At 46.9% G+C, this 22,969-nt stretch carries 20 protein-coding genes and 1 pseudogene; 9 read left to right on the forward strand and 12 right to left on the reverse strand.

Annotated features, from left to right (window positions below):
• Positions 1-12: 12 nt before the first annotated feature.
• The 4 genes and pseudogenes from traM to DWW03_RS11500 all read left to right on the forward strand — a co-directional run.
• Positions 13-1,071, forward strand: a pseudogene (gene traM / locus DWW03_RS11485) (conjugative transposon protein TraM); the annotation flags it as partial.
• Between the two features lie 6 nt (positions 1,072-1,077).
• The gene (traN, locus tag DWW03_RS11490) at positions 1,078-1,968 is read left to right on the forward strand and encodes a conjugative transposon protein TraN (protein WP_014775784.1); all 891 of its coding nucleotides are present in this window, start codon (positions 1,078-1,080) and stop codon (positions 1,966-1,968) included.
• A gap of 2 nt (positions 1,969-1,970) precedes the next feature.
• Positions 1,971-2,573: a conjugal transfer protein TraO gene (locus tag DWW03_RS11495; protein WP_014775783.1), complete on the forward strand. Its 603-nt coding sequence runs from the start codon at positions 1,971-1,973 to the stop codon at positions 2,571-2,573.
• 11 nt (positions 2,574-2,584) lie between these two features.
• Positions 2,585-3,037, forward strand: coding sequence for a TraQ conjugal transfer family protein (locus tag DWW03_RS11500; protein WP_118406780.1), 453 nt, complete (start codon positions 2,585-2,587; stop codon positions 3,035-3,037).
• Between the two features lie 36 nt (positions 3,038-3,073).
• On the opposite strand, the gene DWW03_RS11505 is transcribed toward DWW03_RS11500, so the two are convergent.
• The 9 genes from DWW03_RS11505 to DWW03_RS11545 all read right to left on the reverse strand — a co-directional run bounded on the left by DWW03_RS11505 (position 3,074) and on the right by DWW03_RS11545 (position 14,686).
• Positions 3,074-3,535 carry a hypothetical protein gene (locus tag DWW03_RS11505; RefSeq protein WP_147344315.1) on the reverse strand — a complete coding sequence of 154 codons (462 nt, stop codon included), beginning with the start codon at positions 3,533-3,535 and terminating at the stop codon, positions 3,074-3,076.
• 32 nt (positions 3,536-3,567) lie between these two features.
• Entirely contained in the window at positions 3,568-6,066 is a 2,499-nt protein-coding gene (locus tag DWW03_RS16470; protein ID WP_014775780.1) for a hypothetical protein, read from the reverse strand.
• Positions 6,067-6,149: 83 nt separating this feature from the next.
• Complete coding sequence (locus DWW03_RS11515) at positions 6,150-8,147, reverse strand: TonB-dependent receptor plug domain-containing protein (protein ID WP_014775779.1); 1,998 nt, start codon at positions 8,145-8,147, stop codon at positions 6,150-6,152.
• A complete protein-coding gene (locus DWW03_RS11520) occupies positions 8,144-9,067 on the reverse strand; it encodes a DUF4249 domain-containing protein (protein WP_259301991.1) in 924 nt (307 codons plus the stop codon). Before DWW03_RS11520 ends, DWW03_RS11515 begins: the two co-directional genes overlap by 4 nt.
• Positions 9,068-9,150: 83 nt before the next feature.
• Positions 9,151-10,065 (reverse strand): DUF4848 domain-containing protein, encoded by a 915-nt coding sequence (locus tag DWW03_RS11525; protein ID WP_167537968.1) that lies wholly within the window; start codon positions 10,063-10,065, stop codon positions 9,151-9,153.
• 86 nt (positions 10,066-10,151) lie between these two features.
• Positions 10,152-10,748, reverse strand: coding sequence for an outer membrane beta-barrel protein (locus DWW03_RS11530; RefSeq protein ID WP_042494055.1), 597 nt, complete (start codon positions 10,746-10,748; stop codon positions 10,152-10,154).
• Positions 10,749-10,768: 20 nt separating this feature from the next.
• Positions 10,769-12,385, reverse strand: coding sequence for a hypothetical protein (locus DWW03_RS11535; RefSeq protein WP_014775775.1), 1,617 nt, complete (start codon positions 12,383-12,385; stop codon positions 10,769-10,771).
• Between the two features lie 56 nt (positions 12,386-12,441).
• Complete coding sequence (locus tag DWW03_RS11540; RefSeq protein WP_014775774.1) at positions 12,442-12,864, reverse strand: DUF3244 domain-containing protein; 423 nt, start codon at positions 12,862-12,864, stop codon at positions 12,442-12,444.
• A 238-nt stretch (positions 12,865-13,102) separates the two neighbouring features.
• Positions 13,103-14,686, reverse strand: a complete 1,584-nt coding sequence (locus DWW03_RS11545; RefSeq protein WP_042493567.1) for a hypothetical protein — start codon at positions 14,684-14,686, stop codon at positions 13,103-13,105.
• A 384-nt stretch (positions 14,687-15,070) separates the two neighbouring features.
• On the opposite strand from DWW03_RS11545, the gene DWW03_RS11550 reads away from it, so the two are divergent.
• From DWW03_RS11550 to DWW03_RS11560, 3 genes are read left to right on the forward strand one after another with little or no spacing between them, the layout of a single operon-like run.
• A complete protein-coding gene (locus DWW03_RS11550) occupies positions 15,071-15,955 on the forward strand; it encodes a S24 family peptidase (RefSeq protein ID WP_014775772.1) in 885 nt (294 codons plus the stop codon).
• Positions 15,952-17,277, forward strand: coding sequence for a Y-family DNA polymerase (locus tag DWW03_RS11555; RefSeq protein ID WP_014775771.1), 1,326 nt, complete (start codon positions 15,952-15,954; stop codon positions 17,275-17,277). Before DWW03_RS11550 ends, DWW03_RS11555 begins: the two co-directional genes overlap by 4 nt.
• Before the next feature lie 21 nt (positions 17,278-17,298).
• Positions 17,299-18,120 (forward strand): SOS response-associated peptidase, encoded by an 822-nt coding sequence (locus DWW03_RS11560; RefSeq protein ID WP_014775770.1) that lies wholly within the window; start codon positions 17,299-17,301, stop codon positions 18,118-18,120.
• A 149-nt stretch (positions 18,121-18,269) separates the two neighbouring features.
• On the opposite strand, the gene DWW03_RS11565 is transcribed toward DWW03_RS11560, so the two are convergent.
• The 3 genes from DWW03_RS11565 to DWW03_RS11575 are packed head-to-tail and all read right to left on the reverse strand — an operon-like array spanning position 18,270 to position 20,647.
• Positions 18,270-18,749 carry a hypothetical protein gene (locus DWW03_RS11565; protein ID WP_014775769.1) on the reverse strand — a complete coding sequence of 160 codons (480 nt, stop codon included), beginning with the start codon at positions 18,747-18,749 and terminating at the stop codon, positions 18,270-18,272.
• A gap of 3 nt (positions 18,750-18,752) precedes the next feature.
• A complete protein-coding gene (locus DWW03_RS11570) occupies positions 18,753-19,544 on the reverse strand; it encodes a JAB-like toxin 1 domain-containing protein (RefSeq protein WP_014775768.1) in 792 nt (263 codons plus the stop codon).
• Positions 19,545-19,579: 35 nt separating this feature from the next.
• The gene (locus DWW03_RS11575; RefSeq protein WP_014775767.1) at positions 19,580-20,647 is read right to left on the reverse strand and encodes a hypothetical protein; all 1,068 of its coding nucleotides are present in this window, start codon (positions 20,645-20,647) and stop codon (positions 19,580-19,582) included.
• A gap of 767 nt (positions 20,648-21,414) precedes the next feature.
• Between DWW03_RS11575 and DWW03_RS11580 the strand changes: the two genes are divergently transcribed.
• On the forward strand, positions 21,415-22,047 hold the full coding sequence (locus tag DWW03_RS11580) for a transcriptional regulator (protein ID WP_014775766.1): 633 nt from the start codon (positions 21,415-21,417) through the stop codon (positions 22,045-22,047).
• Between the two features lie 376 nt (positions 22,048-22,423).
• A complete protein-coding gene (locus DWW03_RS17085) occupies positions 22,424-22,966 on the forward strand; it encodes an RNA polymerase sigma-70 factor (RefSeq protein WP_042494050.1) in 543 nt (180 codons plus the stop codon).
• The last annotated feature ends 3 nt before the right edge of the window (positions 22,967-22,969 follow it).

Genomic DNA, 22,969 nt, shown 5'->3' on the forward strand with positions numbered 1-22,969 from the left:
GCGGAAACTCCGGGTGAGAATTCTTTCAACATGACTGTTCCTGATGGCCGGAGTCCGGGGATTGAAGCCAGCAAACAAAAGGCATTGGAACGTGTCAACTCGGAACAGCAACAGCAGGATCGTGTGTCGGCCTTCGATTCGAACTCTTTTTCGCTGCTCGACGGAGCATCCGGCACACCGCAAAAATCCAATCCGCAGAATGCGATTACTCAGTCTCAGGAAGCGAATCGGGAAGTCTCACAACTATTGAACGATTTCTACAGTACGCCGAAAACAGACCCGCAGGTCGAAGAACTGAAACGGCAGGTTGAGGAGTTGGAATCGCGCCTTGAGACGAAGCCCCAGACTCCTCCTGATCCGATGGAAATTGCAGAAAAGCAATATGCGCTTGCGGCAAAATACTTTAATAACGGGGAACAACGCGCAGAGCCGGCACGAAACAGTGCTTCCAAAACAGTTACAGTTCATCCGGTCCGCAGTTTAGGTGAAGGGGTTGTTACGACACTGGCGACTGTAGAACCCGATTCTTTGTTGTCGGAACTGGGCCGGGAACGTAATCTCGGATTCAATACTGCCGTAGGAAGCAATACCCAAGCGAATCATCGCGGTATTCGGGTGTGTGTGGATGAAGACCAGACAATCAGCAGCGGAGATCGAATTCGACTGCGATTGACGGAGCCTATACGAGTGAACGATTGTCAGATCGATGCCGGAAGCCTTCTATTCGGTACGGCGGCTATCGAAGGACAGCGATTACAGATTGTCGTGTCGAGCATCGAACAGGCTGGTAATATCATCCCCGTGGAACTTAGCGCTTTTGATTTGGACGGCGGAAAAGGGTTATATGTTCCCGATTCGAAAGAGCGAACTGCGGCAAAGGAAGCTGCGGCGTCAATCGGTTCGGGCTTAGGAACGAGTATTTCATTCACTCAGAATGCCGGTCAGCAAGTGGCAATGGATCTTGTTCGAGGAGCCATGACAGGAGGAACGCAATATATTGCTTCAAAGCTGCGGCAGGTAAAAGTTACCGTGAAAGCGGGTTATCAGATCATTCTCATTTCTAAAGAATAATTTTCCATGAAAACGTTATTAATTACCTTCCTCTTCCTTTGCAGCTTTTGGGCGGCCGGAGCGCAGGAATCATCCCGGGTGATACCGCCGGAGCAGGTGATTGAACCCTATCAGGTAGAGGTGACATTTGCCAAAACCGTACATATTCTTTTCCCCGCAGCCGTAAAATACGTTGATCTGGGATCAACGGACCTTGTTGCCGGTAAAGCGGATGGAGCAGAAAATGTCCTGCGGGTAAAATCTGCGGTGCGGGGATTTCCCGGCGAAACGAATTTCAGCGTCATCACCTCGGACGGAGTATTTTACGCCTTCAACGCCATTTATGCCGATGTACCGGGGCGCCTTTCCATTCAGATGGAAGACTGGCTGCATAAAGACCCCTATGGTGATTTCGCATCCACGCAGACGTATGTCAGGCTTCAGGAACTCGGCGATGAAAACCCGCTTACCGTAAACCGAATCATGTACACGATCCATAAAAAGGATGCACGATTGATTAAGAACATCGGCAGCAAACGATTCGGCATGCAACTGTTGTTGAGGGGAATTTACATTCACAACGACCTATTTTACATTCATGTCTCCCTGAGCAACAGTTCAAACGTAAATTTCGACATCGATCATATCCGGTTCCGTATTGCCGACAGAAAAGTCGCTAAACGCACGGCACTGCAGGAAACATTCGTCGAGCCGGTCCGGGCATATAATGCGATCGCAGCCGTGAAAGCCGGAGAGACCCTGCGTAATGTTTATGTTTTTCAGAAGTTCACCATCCCGGATGATAAAGTGCTTATCATGGATGTATTCGAAAAGAACGGCGGCCGTCACCAGTCGTTTATGATTCAGAATACGGATTTGGTGGATGCTCATACAGTCGAGGAACTTAAAATCAGGTAGCTATGCGGGCAATCATTATGTTATGCTTGGGGCTTTGGGCCGCATTGCTGCTCAATCCCGGTGAAGTGTATGCCCAACGCGGATTACCCGGACAGGTTGCTCTCGGTGTCAACGGGGGCATTGCCGATGGTTTCTCTTTTCGGGATTCTCATGGAGCATACCGGTTCTGGGGCGAGTTGGAACTGACGCGCTATAACCGGAATCACAGTTATTGGAATTTCGCGGTCTCCTGTCTTCGTAAGGATTACCGATACGAAGGCGTGCTGGGCGATCAGCTCGTGCCGATGGCACAATTTACCGCGGAGGCCGGTTATAATCACCCCTTGATTTCGGATCGCGGCCGCAACATATCCCTTTTTGCAGGATTGGCGGGTGTCGCGGGGTACGAAACAACCAACTGGGGTGATAAACATCTCAGGGACGGAGCGACGTTGCGCAGCGATGATAGTATTATATACGGCGGGCGGCTTTCGGCATCTCTTGAAGGCTATCTTTCAAACCGGGTTATTGTGCTGTTGAACCTTCGAGAATATTGTACATTCGGCTCTTCTACCGGGACATTCCATACTACCTGGGGAATCGGATTTCGGTTTATCATCAATTAAAAGATCGAGGAATGAAAAGATTAGTATGTATTTGCCTCATAGCTTTAGCATCGCTCATTTTTGCGAGTGCATGTGACGATCATATCGAGGTACAGCAGAATTACGACTTCGCATTGGGCACATGGCATCTGCCGGAGGATATAAAACCGGACGAACTCGTAGAAATACGTTTCACGCTTCGTCGGCAGGGAGATTTCAAAGGCGCTAAATACCATTTCGGGTACATTCAGACGCAAGGGGCCGGACAAGTGCTGGATGCTGCCGCAAACCGCCTTGTAAACAGAGAGAGCGTTGAATTGCCTGCGATCGTCGGTTTCAACGACAGTGATCCGTATAATTTGAGCTTCACGCTCTTTTATCAGAGTCTCAGTGACGAGAAATCCGAGGTTGTATTTTTCGTGATCGACAACTTCGGACTAAAAAGGGATTTGACGGTGAGCTTTGATACCGTTAGTCGAGAATAGCAAAAGGGGCGGAAATTTTCCGCCCCTTTTGCTTCATTAAGGTTCTATGTGTGTTGCATTCTCAAAGTCGCTATCCGTAAAAATATATTGATAGGTTCTATTCCGTTTTTTATCATTGTTTTTCAAGATTTCATACGTTTCTGATCTGAATAATTTATCTTCTCCAGTGGATGAGTGTCGGGTGTTTGTAAATTGTTTCTCTCCGTTCGAAATGACAATATAATCCGCACCTGTCGGGCTTGTCCACATAAATGGATACGGGAATCCGCCTTCAGTGTCAAAACGCAGTGTATGGGCTTTTCCGGCAGGGATTACGAATGTATAATTTGCATCTTCGAGAAGATCACCATTAGCGTAATTGTATGATTTCATTGTAATATCCCGAGAACTGTCGTTCTTGTAAATATAATTCGAAGTATACGAATAATCCGAGTCAGAGCAACCGATAAATAATGCAGCGGTGAATGCGGTTATGGATATAATCAATATTTTTCTCATAATCATAATAATTTGATAATTAACAAGTCCAGTTAAGGAATGTATGGATAAACGTATCCCATAACGCCGAAATTCTTTCGTTCCGTCCAATTTCGATCTCCTTTTTTTCTTGTTCCGAGCCAGTTCCAATACCATGATGAAACTTTTCGCCATGCGCCAAGATTTTCCTGAGTTAAATAACTGATGGTGTAGACCATTTTCTTATCCTTATATTGACTGTCTTCAATCAAATAAAGAGGAACCGTACCGGGGCGCTGTGATGAAAATACCCATGCCTTTATTCCATATTGTGAAAATTCGGGATAGGTTCGCTGGTCGTATGCATATTTACCATGATGAAACCCGTTTTCATATATTGGCTTCAGAAGAGAATAGTTGGGATGGCTTGACGAAGGCCGTGATCCATAGGCCATAAAATGCTGCTTTGACGTTTTGGGTTCTAATGTCCGTGATCCATTATAATACACCGAAGGATTAGGCGTATAATTGGAAACATTATCTATCCAAAAGTCATAAGGCCAATCTGTATTCTTGTAAGCACAAAATGAATTGATAGGCATGTCTGTCGGTATTTTTATTGACTTTGTTGCCAGTTCACTATTCTGAATTTTTGCTTTTATCGTTGCGCTGCCGGATGACTTAAATACAACAGTGACACTATTTGATGTTTGGGATACGATCCAATAATATTTGGAAGGTAGTCCTTCAAATTCCCATTTGTCAACTGTTCCGGTGTAATTACTTAACCTGTATACTGTCCACTCTCCCGTGTGGGGATTTGGCGATCCGTAAATTGTACCCCGTGAAGTTACATTAATTTTTTTGATTACATCATAGTCTGTTCCGTCAATTAATTTTAGATGTGCTGTTAGGGTCCGTTCACCGAGAGTATTGAATCGCAGTTTTATCGACCGATTCTCTTTTTTGATGATTGTGTATCCTTCGCCGGAAACTGTCCAGCCGGAATTTGATATGGCGGATGGCAGCTTATCACTTTGGGGCAATGAATAAGTTACCTCAGTATCCGTATAAATCTGCGATGTGCCGATGATAAGGTTTTTGAAATCTGCCGCCCAGAACATGTAGGGATTATCAAAAATCATATCCACAATAATATCGTCAACGAGATGAAGTGCTTTAACATCTCGACGCCATCCGCGCCAAAGTCTGTTTCCCACTACTGTTCCTTCGATCTGTTTTAGGGTAAGTCCCTGATTCATCAGTCCTTCAACGACTCCGGTATAATTTTCAAAATAGTCAGGTCTTATTTTGTTCACTTGATTTGGGTATAGCCAATTCATAAATGCAAATTGGATTCCCCGAGCCCAACTTTCCTTGAGTATTCCATCCGCCAGCACAAAATCTTCAATTCGATTAGAGCCAGGCAATTCAACGACAGCCCGATGGTGTGAAGCGTGTCCGAGTTCATGGAGCGCAGTTGATGTAATTTCCCATCGGGATCTTGTATTGCCTTTAACCTTTCTGAATATCCGAATATCAGGCCATATTCCGACGGTAATTCCTGCATGGTCGCCATTTTTTCCGACATCTTTCTTATAAAAGGCGCATAGTTTTATTCGACCACGTTTAGGTCTTGTAATCCCAAACGGATTGTCGTGGAAAATAGCCCGGCAAGCACGATGTATTGCGGCGAACATTGCATCTTCGGTGTCTCCGGAGATTACCAACTCCCAACGTCCGGTCATTCGGGGACCTTTTGTTTTTGCCTGCCATGTGAGACCATCCCGAATATCCCAATATTTTTGATCCTCCCAGAATATCTTATATCGTGCAGGTTGTTTGAAGCTACCTAACGAGGTTGCCTCACCATTAGCGTTTGTAAAGCATTCCTCAAAATGAAGAAGATGATGACATCGAACCCGAACCCCAACAAGAGGAATAGTTTGACCATTGAAGTCATCAACGTACCGAACACTTGCATAGGGACGCCATTTGTAGCTTGAGCGTGTTTGAGCAGTTTGGTCGGGCAATCTCATGGATTTTATCATCACCCGATCCCACACGTCCTCAGTCAGTTTATTTGACACGCCAGCATTAATATCATTGTCATCAAAAGTTTCGACAACTACTTCATCGAGTATTTCATGGATAATGCCATCCGGAAATATATAGTCAGTCGGCACTTTAGTATAATGCCAAGGATAGCCATAAGTATTTGTAGTATCGTTTTCAAAGAATTCAACTTCTTCATCTGTCAGTTCCCGGTCAAGGGGATAGGTGAAAAGCATAAGATTCGAGGAGTCCAGTAATCTGGTATATTCCGTTGAATCTTTAGGCAAGAAACGGACGTAATAATGTGTCGGTTTTAATTTTATTGTCGGTTGTCCCATCTCTACAGATACTTTATCCATTGCCATTTGAACATTAGTCAGAGAATAGGGGTTGTCTTGGGCTGCGAGTGCCGATCTGGTCTTGCTCTCTCTTATTGGAGTGTCAGAAGGTGGTTCCTCAAATTTGGAGCAGCCGATCAGCAGGACCGCAATAGCTAAAACAAGTAGATTTTTCTTCATAGGATTGAGGTTTAGGTTGAAATAAAGATATTAATTATGAAGTGTAAGCCCACAAATAAGCCGTAATTGGAGGGCTATGAGAACTATTTCCCGAACGTTCGGGTGTAGGAAACCGACGGCATGATCGGCACTAAAACAGTCGCCTTATAGGTCCCTTGGTATGGATAGATGCAGACCGGGTTCTTGTGCCATGTCCAGTTGATGATCGAGAACTGCCAGTTACGGACGCCGTTGCGTTTCCGGCGCTCCATGTTGTAGCTTATGTCCGAACGGAAGTAATTGCGCATGCGCATCGAAGGATAGGCCGTAATGCCGACGATCGGATTGCCGTTAGTATCGGGATAGCTCTCGTTCGTCAGGCGGTACGGAAGGCCGGACCGCCAGGACATATTGAAAGTGAACGTATGTCTCCTTCCGGGCCTTTTCAGGACATCGTAGCTGAGGAACGTGTTGAAATCATGTGGTACGTCGTACTCGAAGGGATAGCTAACGCCCTCCGAACTGCGTCGGGAATTCGTATAAGTGTACGATACCGTCAGGCTCAGCCGCTCCGTCTGCCGCTGCAACATGATCTCAAGTCCCCATGCCCGGCCTGTTCCGTAGACGAAGCCGCCGCGCCCCAGCAGGAAATCGTCGCTGTCGTAGATCAGCGGCAGGTTGCGCATGCGCTTGTAATAGCCCTCCAGCGAGAGGGTCAGATTCTCCCGCAGCCGGGCCCGGCCGCCGAGCGCCACCTGCCATGCATGTTGTAATTTCCCGTCCCTAAAAGGCGTCCAGAAGTCGATCGGCATGGAATAGTAGTAGCGATTGTATTGCACCAATGCCTGCGAATTGATCGTGCCCGAAAGCCATATGGCATTGTCGTTGCCGAAATCATACGCGAGTTGCGCCCGCGGTTCTACGGCGAATCTGGTTTGCTCCGAGTTGTCATACATAGCGCCCCGGATTCCGACATCTGCCCGCCAGCCGCCCCATTGAAACCGGTTGTTCAGGAAAAGCGCCCCCGAAACAAGCTGCTCGGAAGAATAGCCGCGCTCTTTGTGCTGTCCGTTGACATAACCTTTCGAGTGCATCGGCATAAAGCGTTGGTGTGATATATTCGCTCCGTAATCGAGCGACCATGCTCGTGTGAGACGCTGATCGAATGTCAGACGCGCCCCGAACTCATGCGTTTTATATGTCGTTTTGCCCCAGTTTTTAAAATCATCGTCCTCGTATTCTGACTCCTGCCGGTTCTGCAGGTAGGTATAATAAGCGACTATCGAGGACCGCAGGTTGTCGCTCCATCGGGATTCCAGACGAAGCGACGCCGTGGTATTGCCCCAGCCGTATTCGTTCCGGGCATAATCCTCCTTGTTGGTCATGTGATCGTCCCCGGAATAGACTCCCAGACTCAGGGTATGGCCGGGGTGAATATCGTAAGAGAGTTTCCCGGTCAGGTCGTAGAACCCGAAACGGACGGCATTGCCGACCAGCGCCAAGACTGCTTCAGGAAAGAAATAACGGGCAGAAACGAGGTATGAACCTTTGTTTCGAACGATGGGGCCATCGACGGTTCCGGCCAGCGAAAGCGTTCCCACGGTAAGCGACTGTCGGTGGTCCTGCCGGTCCCCGTCGCGTGTGCGGATCTGCGTCAGGGCCGAAAGACGCGATCCGTAGGCAGGCGATATGTAGCCTTTCGACACCTCGGCGGATTGGACGGTCTCGCCGCTGAAAATCGAGAGAATGCCGTAGGCGTGCGCCTGGTTGTAGATTGGCACGTCGTCGTAAAGAATTAGGGTCTGGTCGTTACTGCCGCCGCGCACCAGCAGACCCGACATGCCGTCCTTTCCGGCCGAGACTCCCGGAAGGAGCTGCAGGAATTTGAAAATATCCTTCTCGCCGGCGAACAGCGGAGCATACTTGAGCTGCTCGATGTTGACTGCGATGTTGCCCGTCTGTTTGTAGATCATCAAAGGTTTCCGGGCTGTAACAACGACCGAATCGATCGCTTCGCTGCGGGATACGCTGTCGGCGGGCGTCTGAGCAAGGGCCGTCCCCACAAGCAAGAGTGACAGGCAGCAAAAAATCCACCGTTTCATATCTCAAGGGTTTTGTAGTAGTTGTACCCGGCGAAGATGCCCAGGCCGTTGCTGATATTCGTGTAAACCGTAATTTGCTCGACGAACGGATTTTCCTCACCGCCCCATTCGGTATTGAGTTCCTGTTTGTAGCGCGATTTCATATAACGGTCGTAGGTGTCCGATGCGGTGATTACTTGGAAAATATGTTTTTCGTCTTCAGCTCCGAAGACGGAGAAGCGCAGCGGAACAACCGCCTCGCAGTTTTCATAGGGGATGCGTAAAAACTGCTCGAAATTCACGGTGCTTCCTTTGTCGTTGGCTTCGGAAGCGTCGTTGGAACCATTGATCTGGTCGACAAATGCAGAGGTCGTATAGTATTCAAAGACATCCTTCCAGCCGTTGTATCTGCGCTTGCCCCGAATCCATACCGACTTGGTGTCGTCCGGGACCGTCAACTCCGTCATATCGAAATGCCGGTACCAGCCTTTTTGACGGGCGAAGACAAGAGAACCGGCCGGAGCCTGCGGAATATCTGTTTCTGCGGACAATTCCCCGTAATTCGGAACGGTGACGACTAACCGGTAATGCCGGCCGGCAGTAGGTACAAAGTCGGTCGCAGTTATTCCTTCCCTGTCAGCCGGGCAGTTGATGACCTCTGCGTTGTTCTCATACAGCCGGATTTCGGCGTCCGCGACAGCTTTGAATTTCGTGCCGTCGGTATATGTGCCGCTCCAATTCAGTCGGACGGCAAACTCTTCCTGCGGGGTGATCAGCGCGTTGACGACAACGCGCCTTTTGAGGTCTTTACCCTCAAAATCATAATCCACTTCACAAGAGGAAAGTATGACGGTGATTAACACCGTCATACTCAAGGTTCGAATGATATTCATGCAAAATCTGTTTGGGTTTGTCAGGATGGCAACTGATGAATAATTCATGTTGTGTATAGCAGTCGGAAAAAACTCTTCATAGAAAACGAACGATTTTACATGAACTCAGCAAATATTGCGAATTCAGTAGATTACCGTGCAGACGTGAAATACAGATCGAGACGGCCTTCACCGGCTTGAAGTGTTCCGGCAGTATAAACCATCATGGAAAAGGATGCCGTTTTGCCGGCAGCGATACGGCCGACATTTTTCAGTCTGTGCGGATTCAAGGTGCCGGTCCAGAAATCTTTTGATCCGTTGATAAGTTCATAGCCGATGCTTTCAAAAAGCTCCCATGTGTTCGGATAGCTTGAACGACCGTTTCTCAAATGGTAATTTTGTTTGGTTTTATTCCATCCGAACGTCCCTTTCCGGTGTGCCGTGAATTCCACTTTTACAAAATCGTCCTTGGGCTCGAAACGTCCCTCTGCCCAGAATTTGTGTTTACCCACGGTGGACTTGAGATAATTCCGGCTCTGTTCGACAGTTCTGGTTAAGGTCTCGTGCGTAAGTTGGTATTCATGCGTATCCTTGACATCGCTGATCGTGTTGAAGTTTATTACCTGCCCGCCGATCACGACATCGCCGTTGATGTTGCAGACATAGGCGTAATCCGGATTTTCGTTGCGAATATAGGGATTGAAACTCTCCTCATCATCGGGATTTTCATTGAAAAGGAAATATGGCGCATAGCTGGCCTTGATTGCTTCGGCTTCAGCCAAAGTTTTTGCGTCCTCGATCTCCGCTGCGACACGATAGACGGCATCGCTCTGGGATTCGAAATTGTGCGCAGCATACCATGCACTCAGGGCCACTTCATCCATAGCTCCCAGTTCGTTGATTTGCTGCCCCATTTCTTCGATCGAAGAGAACGATAGCATTTGCGTCGAAACGCGCGTTTCTTTCGCCTGATCCGGCGCGGGCACAGTCTCGGCGGGCATCTCTTTTTCACAGGCACAGGCCAAAGATACGACCGAGGCCAGCATGATAAGTTTTGTAAATTTCATAATCATTATGAGTTAGTTGATTTTTGCCTACTCGTAAAGTTTTTCGGCAGTTACTTGATACATTTGTGGGTCTGAAAAATGGAGCGTTATTTTCGTCCACCGCCGAAAACAAAACCTACGGTAAGATCGAAATGCCGGTTTGCCTTTTCCTGTAACTTATAGTCGAAGGTAAAGCGCAAACGGTGGAACAGTTCAACACCGACACGCGGCATGAAACAGAATGATCCTTTTTTGTCTCCCGTGGAAAAACCGGCCCAGTTGGGATTTGAATTGTCAAAGCGGATAGGTCCGGAGGTGTCCAAAGCGGTATAGCCAAGGCCGAAGCCTGCAAAGAATGATACTTTGTTACACCTTCTGAAATTGTAGTCCGTTACAGCCAGTACGTTCCATGTTTGGAATTCCAGATTCCCGGCATTGTCTGCATCTCGATGAAAAATCGATCCTGCAATCTGTAGTCCGACATCTATTGGAAGCCGCTGTAGGTTATAGCGTCCTTCGGCAAAAAATGTAGCACCGATCCTATTGCTGTTGAAATTCAGTTTATCGGCTCCGAAATTGATTCCCACGCCGATTTCGCCTTCGAACCGTCTTACTTCACAATCGGATCTTTTTGCTGACGGGGTGCTTTGGGCATTACTTTGGAAGGCGCATAGCAATGCCAATGCAAGAATTAGTTTTTTCATATTGACGAATTTATAACTGACTACTCCGTTGCGATTACACAAGCCCGCCATTCATTGCGATATTTTACAGCCCCATATATCTGGCCTCGGACGATGTGAACTTTTTTAGCAGCTTTAACATCCAAACTACCAAATTTGAATCCGCCTCCGGGCGAGTTGTATGCAAAACCGACTGAGAAATCTCCGGAAAACCATTCGGCATCCCACTTTACCACTTCACGTCCGGTATTCCAATCCTTTTCTTCTCCCTGTGGATAAATGACCCTTATGGTTTTGGAATCTACTTCGGTAAAGATTCCGCGCGGGTATTTTTTCGTATTCTTATTTTCCGGGGCATCGAACCACTTTTTCATATTCTTGGCGATCGCATTTACTCCTTTTGCGAATACCGAGTTAATAGTTCCAGTTGTTACATCGTAGTTAGCAATAGGTACATTGAAAAGAATGATTTTAGAATTGGCGAACGGGAATTTCTTGGTCATGGCCGTAGGAATTCTGCTGTACTCCGGTGTCACTCCACCCGGCATTTGGGGAGGCTGGAATGTCGGAGTTTTCATGTCATATTCACATTCGATAGCAGACCAGCCATAACGGAATTCCTGAGCTTTCTTTCTCCACCAAATCCGGAATCGTCTTGCCTGCATGCGGACGGTCATACCTACAGCTCGATGGATAATGTAGTTCTGCTCATACATGCGCAGTTTCATCCGATGACGCTTATCGTAATTGTTGGTTATGGTCACATTCGTCCCAAAGACACTGGAGACACCTTTAGCCAGCCAACTGCCGTTACCACCGCCTTTTTTATATGTTGCCCTTCTGATTTTGTTGGCTGGGATTTGTACACCCCCGACAAGAAAAATTCTCGTATCCGGACTCTCGTTCAAGCGGTATTCCGAATCGGAGCCACCCGATGACCCACCCGACGAACCTCCCGATGAGCCTCCCGATGAACCGCCCGATGAACCGCCAACCTCTATAAGTTTACCGTCGTCCCGAATAAAATGGAGATTTGTATCATCGATTTTATGACTTGCTATATAGTCGATTTTCACTAATTCTGCGTTCATGTCGGCGCCTTGAAGTTTGGCCGTTTGCCCTTCTTCCATTGCATTTACATCGACCTTCTTTAGCGCAAGGTCTATGTCCTGAACTTTAAATTTTTCTTTATCGGCAACATCGTACATTACCATGCCTTCATCCACGAAACGGCAAATTTTATTACCAACTTGTACTTCACGCTCACCGTTGAGAATGGCTGTCATATAGGGGTCTACGATGAGGCTGTCTTCGGGTTCATATTCAAGGGAGTCGGCAATGATTTCCGCAAGTTCCGCATCGGTAAACTCCCGAAGCCCCTGATCGATCAGATGCTCTCGCAGGGAAACGAAACCGTCTACAGGCCCGGCAACTGCCGCGCGGGTCATGGGATTATGTCGAATGTCAAGATTTTTCGTCTCTTTCATTGCTGATATGGCGAAATTCAGATCTTCTGTCGAGCTGAAACAAAGTACGCCGGGGGGCGTGCCTGCCACCGCCTTTTCAGGTTCGGACACTGCTGTGTCGTTCAGCGTTTCATCCTGAGAACAGGAGTACAGGGCAACCGACAAGACGATTAAAGTGAATACTTTTTTCAAAATGGATGTAATTTATAAGTTGATAAAGAATGATCAAATTACATATTTACCGAAGGTTACAGATCGAATACTCCGGAGTAGATTTCTCCGTGATCTCCTTCAAGTAGTATCTGGTATTCGCCTTCTTCATCCGGCAACATGACCTTACAGTTTCCAGGAGTGGTTGAACACATGTCATAGATGACGGTTCCCGTAGTAGTATTTGCGATGGTAATAGTAACTCCTCCGAGATTTTCAGAAAATACGAAGTTCAGAGATTCCGACTGTGCGTCATAAATGCAGGTAATGGGAGTCGGAACGATCATCCGGGGGCGCGTAGGGCGTGGCCGGCCAGAGGTAATCATAATTTCGAAGGTGTGCTGATGATTTTTGTCTTTTTTCCCGGTCATACAGGAGTATTCCGATTCACATAGAGAACTGGCAAAAGGAATCGCCGGAACCAGCATCAGAACAGCGAGGATTAGAGTAAAGGTTTTCATAATTAAGGGATTTAAATAAGTGAGTTAATTATTAGCAAAATTAGAGATACCTTCCGTTCAAAACGAAAAAATGCCTTGTAAAACCATTACAAGACACAAGTATAACACACTGTATTACAGATTGTTGCGGCCGATATTTGCGGCTAATTATTACGCATTCATAACACACTGATTATTAGGTGGATGCAAAATAAGCATCTACACAAATGCAAATAATGATCTGGTTGTTAGTGATTTACTATATCAAACTGATGAAAAAATCCTTTGACGGAGCGTCGGATTCGGCGATTTTTGTCTTCAGACGGGATTTTTTTACTGCCACATAGTTGATACTGTCTCCGGTGAACACACTGATTACACGCAGCGAAAAACCGGCGTACACATAGCAAAGCAGATCGCGTTCCCAATCTTTCAAAGTCGGTAATTCCTCTCGGACCTTTTGCATCACGTTATCGTAGCAGAGGTTTACGATTCGTTCGATTTCCTGTTTTCCTTTCTCATCAGAGGCATAGGAATCAAGCAAATTCTTTACCTTATTGTAAATGGCTTTTTGCTCGTCCATGCCCTGACGCTCGTAATAAGTAGAGGCGAGTTGGTCGATTACAGAGTACCGATCTTTGATTATACGCCGTAATTCAGTCGTATCCGATTGTTGCTGCGAATCGAGTTTAACCATCAAAATTTTCTTGGCATTATTTATATCTTCGATGGCCGACATATATTTTGCAACGGTTAGCTGCCGTTTGCGAAAGTTCACAAAAGCGATGAATCCTACAAAGAGTATTATAGTGATGAACAGAGCCGATGCAAGCCAGATACGCTGCCGCATGATAAGTAGCATACGATGGGCAACTCGTTGCCGTTTGTCGAGATAATCCCGATGCAAACTTGCATAAGACTCCTGCAGGGCTATTCTGAATAGCGAATCTTGGGCAGAAAGACAATATTGAAATTCAGTTGCGGCTTTCGTCAATTCGCGGGTTCTGATATGAATTCGTGCTGCTGCGCTTTTCAATCGTGCAATAGCAATAGGATCGTCATCATGCCGAATTTCGGCCATGTTCAGGTAATATTGCGCACTGTCCAGTCGATTGGCAATAAGATAAGCATTAGCCATAGAGATATATTCTTGGTCATCCCAATCTTCATGCAGTTGTTGCTTAATCTGCCATAACGCCGCAATCGCATTTTCGGGTTCACGTTGCCCAACGCATGCCATTGCGATATTGCTGAGACAGGAACGCTGCATAACTGAATCCTGTTCTTCAATAGCTATGTAGAGTGATTTTTTATAGTTTTCGAAAGCATTGTCATAGTCTTCCAAGTTGAAGTATGCTTCGCCAATATCGAAAAGTGCATACCCGCAATGATTTTTCAGACCAGCACTGAGATAGCTGTCGTATGCCTGTTGTGCGAATTTCAATTTATTGGGGTAATCATAGCGTGTGGTATATATCTCGCTGATTTGATGATATAACATACCCAGCAAGTAAGGATCGTTCAACTCCTGAGCTTTATCTTCTATTCGCAGGAGAAGTAACAGTGCCCGTGTATAATCTCCGTTATTGCATAAAATTCTGCTATGATAGTAACCTGTAAGAACTTGGGCTCGTATATTGCCTTGTGAACGGTAGTATTTACCGGCGATACGAATGAGTGAATCATTTGTCTGATCGATGTAATTCTTGTCGAGGGCCTGGGAATACAGGAGTGCATAGCGGGCACGGGTACTACGGCGTGAAATATCGTCTGTATCGATATTTTCAATGATTCGAAGGGCACTGTCCGGCAATGATTGCATCACCTGCTCGGCTCGGGACAACTGCGATTCGACGGTTTTATTTCCCGAACATCCAGTACTTATCCCAATGATCAGGATAATGATTGTCAGTATTCTGTTTGTTCCGTTTATCATAGAAGAATGCAAGGTGACGACCAAAGATAATAAAAATGGACCTCAAAGCATAATAAAAGTGCTGGAAAGTATGTGTGCCTTGTAGTATCTTTTAGATTCACACAACATAGGCACGAAATTTTCCGTTATTTTTGCACATAAACTCCGCAGGAGAGTACTACGGAAAGGACGCAACTTCCAATCATGTACATTGTCGGTATACGGCCGGCTTAAATAATTGATGAAATGACAACACAATGCCCGATAGCATTGCGTGCTGCCATTGTATTCCCTGCGCCATAACTGTATCTAATGAATATTCATTTCGATATATACGGACTTGTTACGGTAAAGGCCAAATCGCTGCCCTACGTCAGCGAGGGAATTCCGGCGGGATTCCCCTCGCCGGCCACGGACTATATCGGCGACCGCATCGACCTGAACGAAGTCCTAATACTCAATCCGGGTGCGACCTACTATGCCCGCATTCGGGACTACTATATGGTCGAAGAAGAACTCGAACAGGGCGACGGCATCCTCTTCGACACGAGCCTTGCCCCGCATACCGGGGACCTCGCACTCTGCGAGGTCTGCGGCGAGCGCGTGCTGAAATACATCCGCAAAAAGGGGCGCGAGCTATGGCTTCTCGGCGGCGGAACGGACGACACGCTTCCTGTCGACGGCGAAACCGAAGCGCGGGTGCTGGGCGTCGTTACGGTCGTCATCAAAGTCCGGAGGTTCAAGCGACGGCGCACACGCCTTATCGACCGCCTGCCGCAGAAGGAACAACCCGCGCTGTTCGAGCGGCGGGCGATCCGAGCTTCGTTTTTTCCGGAGAGCGATGTTTCCGCCGAGGGGCTTATCGACCTGAACGAAGAGCTGATTCCCAACCCGGTCAGCACCTTCTTCGGAAAGGTAAAGGGCCTCTCCCTGATTGACGACGACATCGAGGACAGCGATTCGGTGATTGTAGACCGGATGCTCGAACCCCAGTGGGGAGACCTTGCCGTATGCGTCACTACCGAGGGTTTCACCATGAAATACGTTGAATTGCGCGACAACGGGGAGATCTGGCTGATGCCCGGCAACAAGGATTACGCTCCAATTCAAATTACCGAAGACAATGAACGCCTGCTCTGGGGTATCGTAACCCATTCCATCCGGCAATTAAGGGTAAAGAAGGGAGGTAAGAAATGAGTCAGAAACTATTGCCCCTGAATCCCCGTCAGATGGTCGGCCTTGCCGATGGAAATTCTTTCTACTGCTCCTGCGAGGAATCCGTTCAGCCGTGGCTTTACGGAAAGCCTATCATCGTAGCCTCGAACAATGACGGCTGTGCGATAGCCATGAACCGGCTGGCGAAGAAATACGTCAAGATGGGTGACGCGATGTTTCAGATAACGGACACCATCCGGGAACACGGCATCGTCACGTTCTCTTCTAACTACGAGCTTTATGGGGATTTGAGTAACCGTATGCACAGTATATTTTCATCTTACACCCCGAATTATGAGCGGTATAGCATCGACGAAGGGTTCCTCGATTTCACGGGGATGGAAGGATTCGATTTCGAGAAGCTGGGGCGCGACATCATTCGCTCCACCCGGCGCGGAATCGGCATCCCGATCTGTCTGGGTATCGCCCCGACGAAGGTATTGGCCAAAGCCGCAAACAAGCTCGCCAAGACGGACGATGCCCGGCGGGGGCTCTACATTATCGACACGGAAGAAAAGCGCGTGGAAGCGCTGAAAAAGCTGCCTATAGGCGATGTGTGGGGCATCGGACGGCGGCATGAAAAGCGGCTGACGGCGATGGGCATCCGCACGGCCTACGATTTCTCCGTTCTGCCGCGCGAATGGGTGCGCAAGAACATGACCGTTGTGTGCGATCGCCTCTGGCGCGAGATGAACGGGACGCCCTGCATCAGTCTGGAACTGGCGCCGCCCGACAAGCAGGAGATATGCACGTCGCGGGCATTCGGGAAAATGACTTCCGATTTCAACGAGGTAAAGGCCGCCGTGGTCCGTTACCTCAGCTCCTCGGCCCGCAAGCTCCGCGACCAGCATTCCTATGCCCGGCGCATCTACGTCGGTATCGAAACAAATCCCTTCAACGAATACCAGCGGCAGACCTACCGGGGGCTGCAGATTGAGTTCCCCGTACCTACGGACAATACGTTTGAGATGATCCCGTATGCCATGACGCTGCTCAAAGCGATCTGGCCGACCTATTCTCTCGGTGAGAGACCGTTCCTGTTCAAACGGGCGACGGTAACTCTTTCGGACCTTATTCCGGCCGAAGCGATGCAGCTTAACATGTTTCATCAGGAGCCCAACATCGAGCAATTACGACGCCTGCAGGCTGCCGTGGACGAGGTGAACGGTCCGCTGAACCTCGACAGCCGGCTTGTGGTGCTGGGCGCGGAGTTGACCGGGCAGAATAACACCCGGCTGCGGCGCGAAATGCTTTCGAAATGTCCTACGACCAAATGGAGTGACCGGATAGATATTGCCATCTAAATTTGTAAAGAATCTTTGTTTATGTGTTTCTTCACCTCTCTATCAGCAAATGCGGCAGCCGTAGCTAAAAAGTACGGCAAGCAGTTGGATATTATCGAAGCAGCCCGGCAGATACTCGCCGAGCAGGAACAGGAAGAAAGGGCCAGGCAGGAAGCCGGCCCCGAACACAAGGTTAGTGTCTACGACATTCGATTGGCCGAGGATATATACGTCATTCCCGCTTACGCCGAGCCGCAATGTGTCATTGTTTCCGGGAGCGACAAACTCCAAGTAATGCAATGGGGGCTGATTCCACGAATGGCGAAGCCTGAGGATGCAGAACGTTATAACCGGGAAAACCTGTTCAAAAACGCAAGGGCCGAAACCCTTTTTGAGAAGTGGCCGTGGCGAATGCTGTGGCAGCATAACCGGTGCATCATTCCCGTAACCGGATTTTTCGAGCCGCACAGACTGCCGAACGGAAAGGCGCAGTACTACTATACCACTTTAAAGGATCAGGAAATTTTCTCGATCGCCGGGCTTTGGGACGAATGGACGAATCCCCAGACCGGAGAGAAGGTGCTGTCGTTCGTCTTGATTACGACCGATGCCAACGCCATGATGCGTAAGATCCACAACGGCGGCAGTAATCCCTTCCGGATGCCGAAGATACTCACTTCGGAGCAGGAGCGTTTGTGGCTCGATCCGACGATCGCTTCGAAGGAAGCCGTCACTGATCTGCTCACGGTATATCCCGAAGAAGAAATGACGGCATGGCCCGTGAGGCAGAAGTTCAACTATGGAGATCCTTTTGACGAAGGAATTATTGAACCGGTTGCGGAACAACAAAATCTCGGATTGTAGCTATTCAATTAGTTTATCAATCCTCTGTTGTTCGTTCTTTAAAAGTGTATTCGACCATATTGGAGGTAGGGAGAGGAAAAGGCTGACAAATTATTGTCAGCCGTAAAAGAAGTTACCGCTAAGTTCTCCCGCTTTGTTGCACTCCGTCATTATGGAGCGACCCATCTTATTATACTATCCGCCTGTACTCCCCATGCGGCTACAGGTTTAATTTCGTGTTCGGGGATTTTTTTCAGGTTACTCAACGGGATAGTGGAAAGTTTTGTCGAATCATAAAAATTATTTCCACAACTGTTTTTATCAAAAATTGCAACCGAAAGGGAATCTATATCCAATATACCTTTGTAATTTGCATCAATTAAGGGTGTTTCTTCCAAAAATGACAGGTAGATAAGCGTATCTTGCTTCAGCATGGTAAATCCGTCATTCGTATCGGTAAAATAAACTGCATAGATTCTGTCCGTATGGTTACTCAATCCAAATTCCTTAATAGCAGCCATTATTGTGGGATGTAAAACAAAAGATTCCTCACTATTTTGTGGTGTTTCATCTTCCACTCGAATAGCTTTCCTGTGTTTACATCCAGCAAAAAGTACTAACACAGTGAATAATAAAACGATTTTTTTCATAGATTATCTGCCATTAAGTGTTCCCCAAAATAGTTTCCTACCATTGTAATTGTGGTTACTCACATTTCGTATTAATGCAGGTGCCTGCACGCCTCGTACATGATATATATTACTGGAATTCGGAAAATACACGAATGAGTTCCTGTTACCCGGATAACGGTCGGAGTTATTGTAAACATTCCAAGAGTCGGACGGTTGTATTATTCTCCCACCGGGCAGCGACCCCATGCTGCTATGCTCACTAAACGGACCTGTTACCGATTTATAATTTCCGGGATGCGAATGGATAAAAGCGATCTCGTTTTCGCGTGCAAACCCCATCTGTTCGGGCGAAATTGCCAAACCATCATTATGAACGGTTCCAATCGCATATTGGTCTCCATTGCCTTCGTCATACCGGCTAAATCTCCATTCAGCATTTGAGTTATCTGCGCCAAAAAGAAAGACTGAAGCTAATTCGGTAGGATTTCCTCCTGTAAAGCTCGCCGCATAATCGCTTGCTTCTCCTGTGGCCGTAAGGCCATCAAAAATAGCTCTGTCTTGGATCGTAATGGATTGTCCAGTTCTATTACCATCCTTGTTTAGAGCATACATGGTATGTTCTTCACTTTGGCTTATCCATTTTACCCTTCCATTATAATCCATTTCCCAAACATCCTGTCCATCAGGATCGACAAATCGAATAGGATTTCCCATACAATACGCATACGGTGAAATCGGATGATAGCCGTATGTCAAATCTACTGAAAATAATGCGATAATGCAAATCGCTGAGGTCAAAAGTTTAGGTTTCATAATCGTATAATTTTAAGGGTTATTGTATCGGCAGTTTATTGGGTGGTTGCTTCCTGCATTTTCATCCCCTCTTCGTTGCCTTTTTCGAGTTTGTCATGCAGTTCCTCGCTCATATCTTCCCAGCCTAATGCTTTCAGTTTTTCGTAAAGAGCGGCCGATTGCGCTTCAATCTGCCGGGTGCAAGCGTCCTCCTTATACCCGTTTTCCTTCAGATGTTTTACAAGGGCCGCATCGAGAGACTTGCCCAGAATAATGCACGCTTTGGGGTGCTGCGGATAGTATTCCAGCGATTTCTCCGTGCAGCATCGGGTGAATTCGTCGTAACATTTGAATTTGTTCCAATATCCGAACGCGAGGTCGGCAAGCTGCGCCGCAACGGTTTCACGATCCGTCAGAGGAGTAAGATAGATCTTGTTCTCGATGGCCTTGTCGCTGATCTCGAAATGCTCCCTGTAAAAGAACTCCGGGGTAATCTGGTGCGTGGTAAGTTCCACGTTCACCCACTCTTCGGGATACATCTTATCCTCGTTCCGGTAGCGGATAAACACATGGGCAGGGGCATACGCGATATATGCTTCGGCGCCGAGGGTCTCGGCCAACACCTTGTAGTACATCGGCAGGGAACGACACTGCCCGCTGTGCGTCCGCATGACTTTGGTTACGAACTGTTTCGTAAAATCGGCTTGGCCCCCGGTATCGTCGAAATCGTAGGTGAAGGGTTTATGCCCGTTCCCGGAATAAGGACGAAAAAAGTATTCCGTGAGCGCCAGATTCTTCCCGGTCTTATAGCGTTCGAGTCCGTTTGCCACAATGAACCTTTGCAAAAACGCGACGGCCGTATCTATACCATAGCAATAGGCATCATAATCGAGGTCGCCGTCAAGGTAGGCCCACTCCGCAAGGAAGACCGCACGTTTTATGCTCAAGGGAATTTTGCCGTCGAGCATATCGGCCATTTCGAGATATGCCTGCCGGTAATGCCGGCTGCGGGATTCGACCTGCACAGGGTTCAGCGTCCGGCAGGCCTGTTGGCCGTCGGCCGGATGCAATGGGAATCCGCAAAGCAAAATGAGGATGCAGATTATTCCTTTTTTGAGCGACATCTTTTCCATAGGTTTATCAGCCGACGTGTATTTCAAAGTTAGCAGATAAATCCCGAAACACCAAGCTGCAACAACCTTACATTAGCCGTTAAACCATGCTGGTATTCAATGTATTAAAAAATAATTTTACTTACATTGAGATTACAAGCAGAAAAAGTCGAAAAATCGTCCTGTAGCGGTATGGATTTCAGAACGGGAGATTTCAATTTATTCGTGACTACCTAAGTTGACGGGGTTGAATAGTGAATAGCGAAAACTATACTACGGAACAAAAAAATCGTCCAATATTGGCTGAATAAGTTTTTAGTATTACCTTTGAAGTGCGTCCCGCCAATAGGCGACGCCTTCGTTCAGAGAAAACTTGGAGGTTTTTTTAGAAGTGACGAAGTGAAAAGTAGCCCGACGGGTCGTGTGTCCCACGCCCGGTTGTGGTATATTACTACGCTACGATATGTGGGCGTGGGCATTTTCACTTGCATTGCTTCGGGTTTCCTCCAAGTACCTCGCTGATTGCAAGGGCCCCGCTCACTTTTTTTATGGCAGGATCGCATAACTTAAAACCTGCAAAAATGCTACCATTAATCGTCTGCATACGGTTTTGACCGTATCAATAATCAAAACTTTTAGCTATCTTATAACCGTTCTATTACTATAGCTATAAGCAGCTTGCTCTGCATTATATGTTATCTGAATCCTCTACTTAATTTGTATCCGGAAATTGGAGCAATCTGCTGTACGGAATTAAAATTCGGAAAATTACACCATAAATGGCAAAACAGAACAATGATTGTTGGCGGCGGATTGAAACGGTGCTGAAGGATGTCAATATGTCAACTAATTATTTAGCAAAACATATCGGTCTGTTGCGCGGGGAAAATCTCTATCAGATAAAGCGGGGTAACAACAAGATAAGCATCGATGTCGCCCGGAGAATTAATCAGAAGTTTCCGGAATACTCGATTCCATGGCTGATGTTTGGCATCGATGACGTGGATGGCATTCCCGGTGTAATGCGTGTTCCGTATTATAATTCGGTTTGGTCGATAGACTGTCCAATGAAAAAAAGACCTGAAAGAGAGCTGGTCATTTCCGAGATGGTAGCAAACGGGGCACAAGTCGCAGCATATTTTGAGGGCAACGATACAATGTCTGAGAAATATCTCCAACACACGATCCTGTTTCTTCGGCAAATCACTGTAGATTCAATTATTTTCGGCAGGATTTACTATGTTATTTCGTCCCGGATTCGTTTGTTGTGTATTGTCGGTGAAGGCTCTGCATCAGATTGTCTATGTCTCCACGATATTAATTCAGATTCCGTAAAGGTTGAGATACAGTGTGATGAGATTCGGGCAATATGGGACCTTTGCGGAGTTTATAAACACTTCGATAACCGTTGATATAGCATATATTTCCCGAATTGGTTGATTCGCATGATAAGCAAGTCAACGCAGATCAAAATTGTGTTTAAAATAAAAACGTTATGCAATCGGCATCGGGTACAATAATCCGGTAAATAAATGTATTTTTGTTTTATTGGGAGTCAATTACAGCATTCTGGAAAATATAGATACACGAAATGATCAGGATTTGTGTCGGTGAGTAAAAAATACTCAAACTGAAATAATCCCCAAATATTCGTCTAAGTCTACGTTAGGACATCTTATGACGAGGTGATGTAATTTATCATTCAAGAGGCAAAAAGACTTCCATTCTTTGTACATCAGAGAATGGAAGCCTTTTTGTCTGATTATATTACTAATTTGTGGGTGTTACATGGAGTATGATGACGACAAAGAAAGATTAATCCGGTTATCGTCCGGAGATCACGAAGCGTTCCGAATTTTGTTTACGAGATACCAGCCGGGACTCAAAAAATATATTGCATTTATTATTAAATCGGATGTTGCTGCAGAGGACATCGTGCAAGACATCTTCATAAAGATTTGGATTCTTCGGAAACAGATGAAGGCAATAAATTCATTCCGGGCATATATATACCATATCGGAAAAAATGCCGCATTCGATTATCTCAGGGGGTATGCCGTGGAGCGTAATTACCGATCACATCTCAAGCCTGAGCCAAGAATATCACAGATCGAGGCATATTACTTTGCTTCCGAAATTGAAAGTCATGTTCGCATGCTGGTTCGTAAAATGCCTCGGCAGAGGTATAATGTTTTTCTGATGAGCAGGCGCGATGGGCTCAATTACCACGAGATAGCTCATAGATTGAATATATCGCATAAAACGGTTGCCAATCATTTGCATCTTGCGCTCTGCGAGATTAAGCATGAGTTAGATGAGATATATGCATGATTA

The sequence above is a fragment of the Alistipes sp. AF14-19 genome (assembly GCF_003461645.1).
Lineage (GTDB): Bacteria > Bacteroidota > Bacteroidia > Bacteroidales > Rikenellaceae > Alistipes > Alistipes shahii.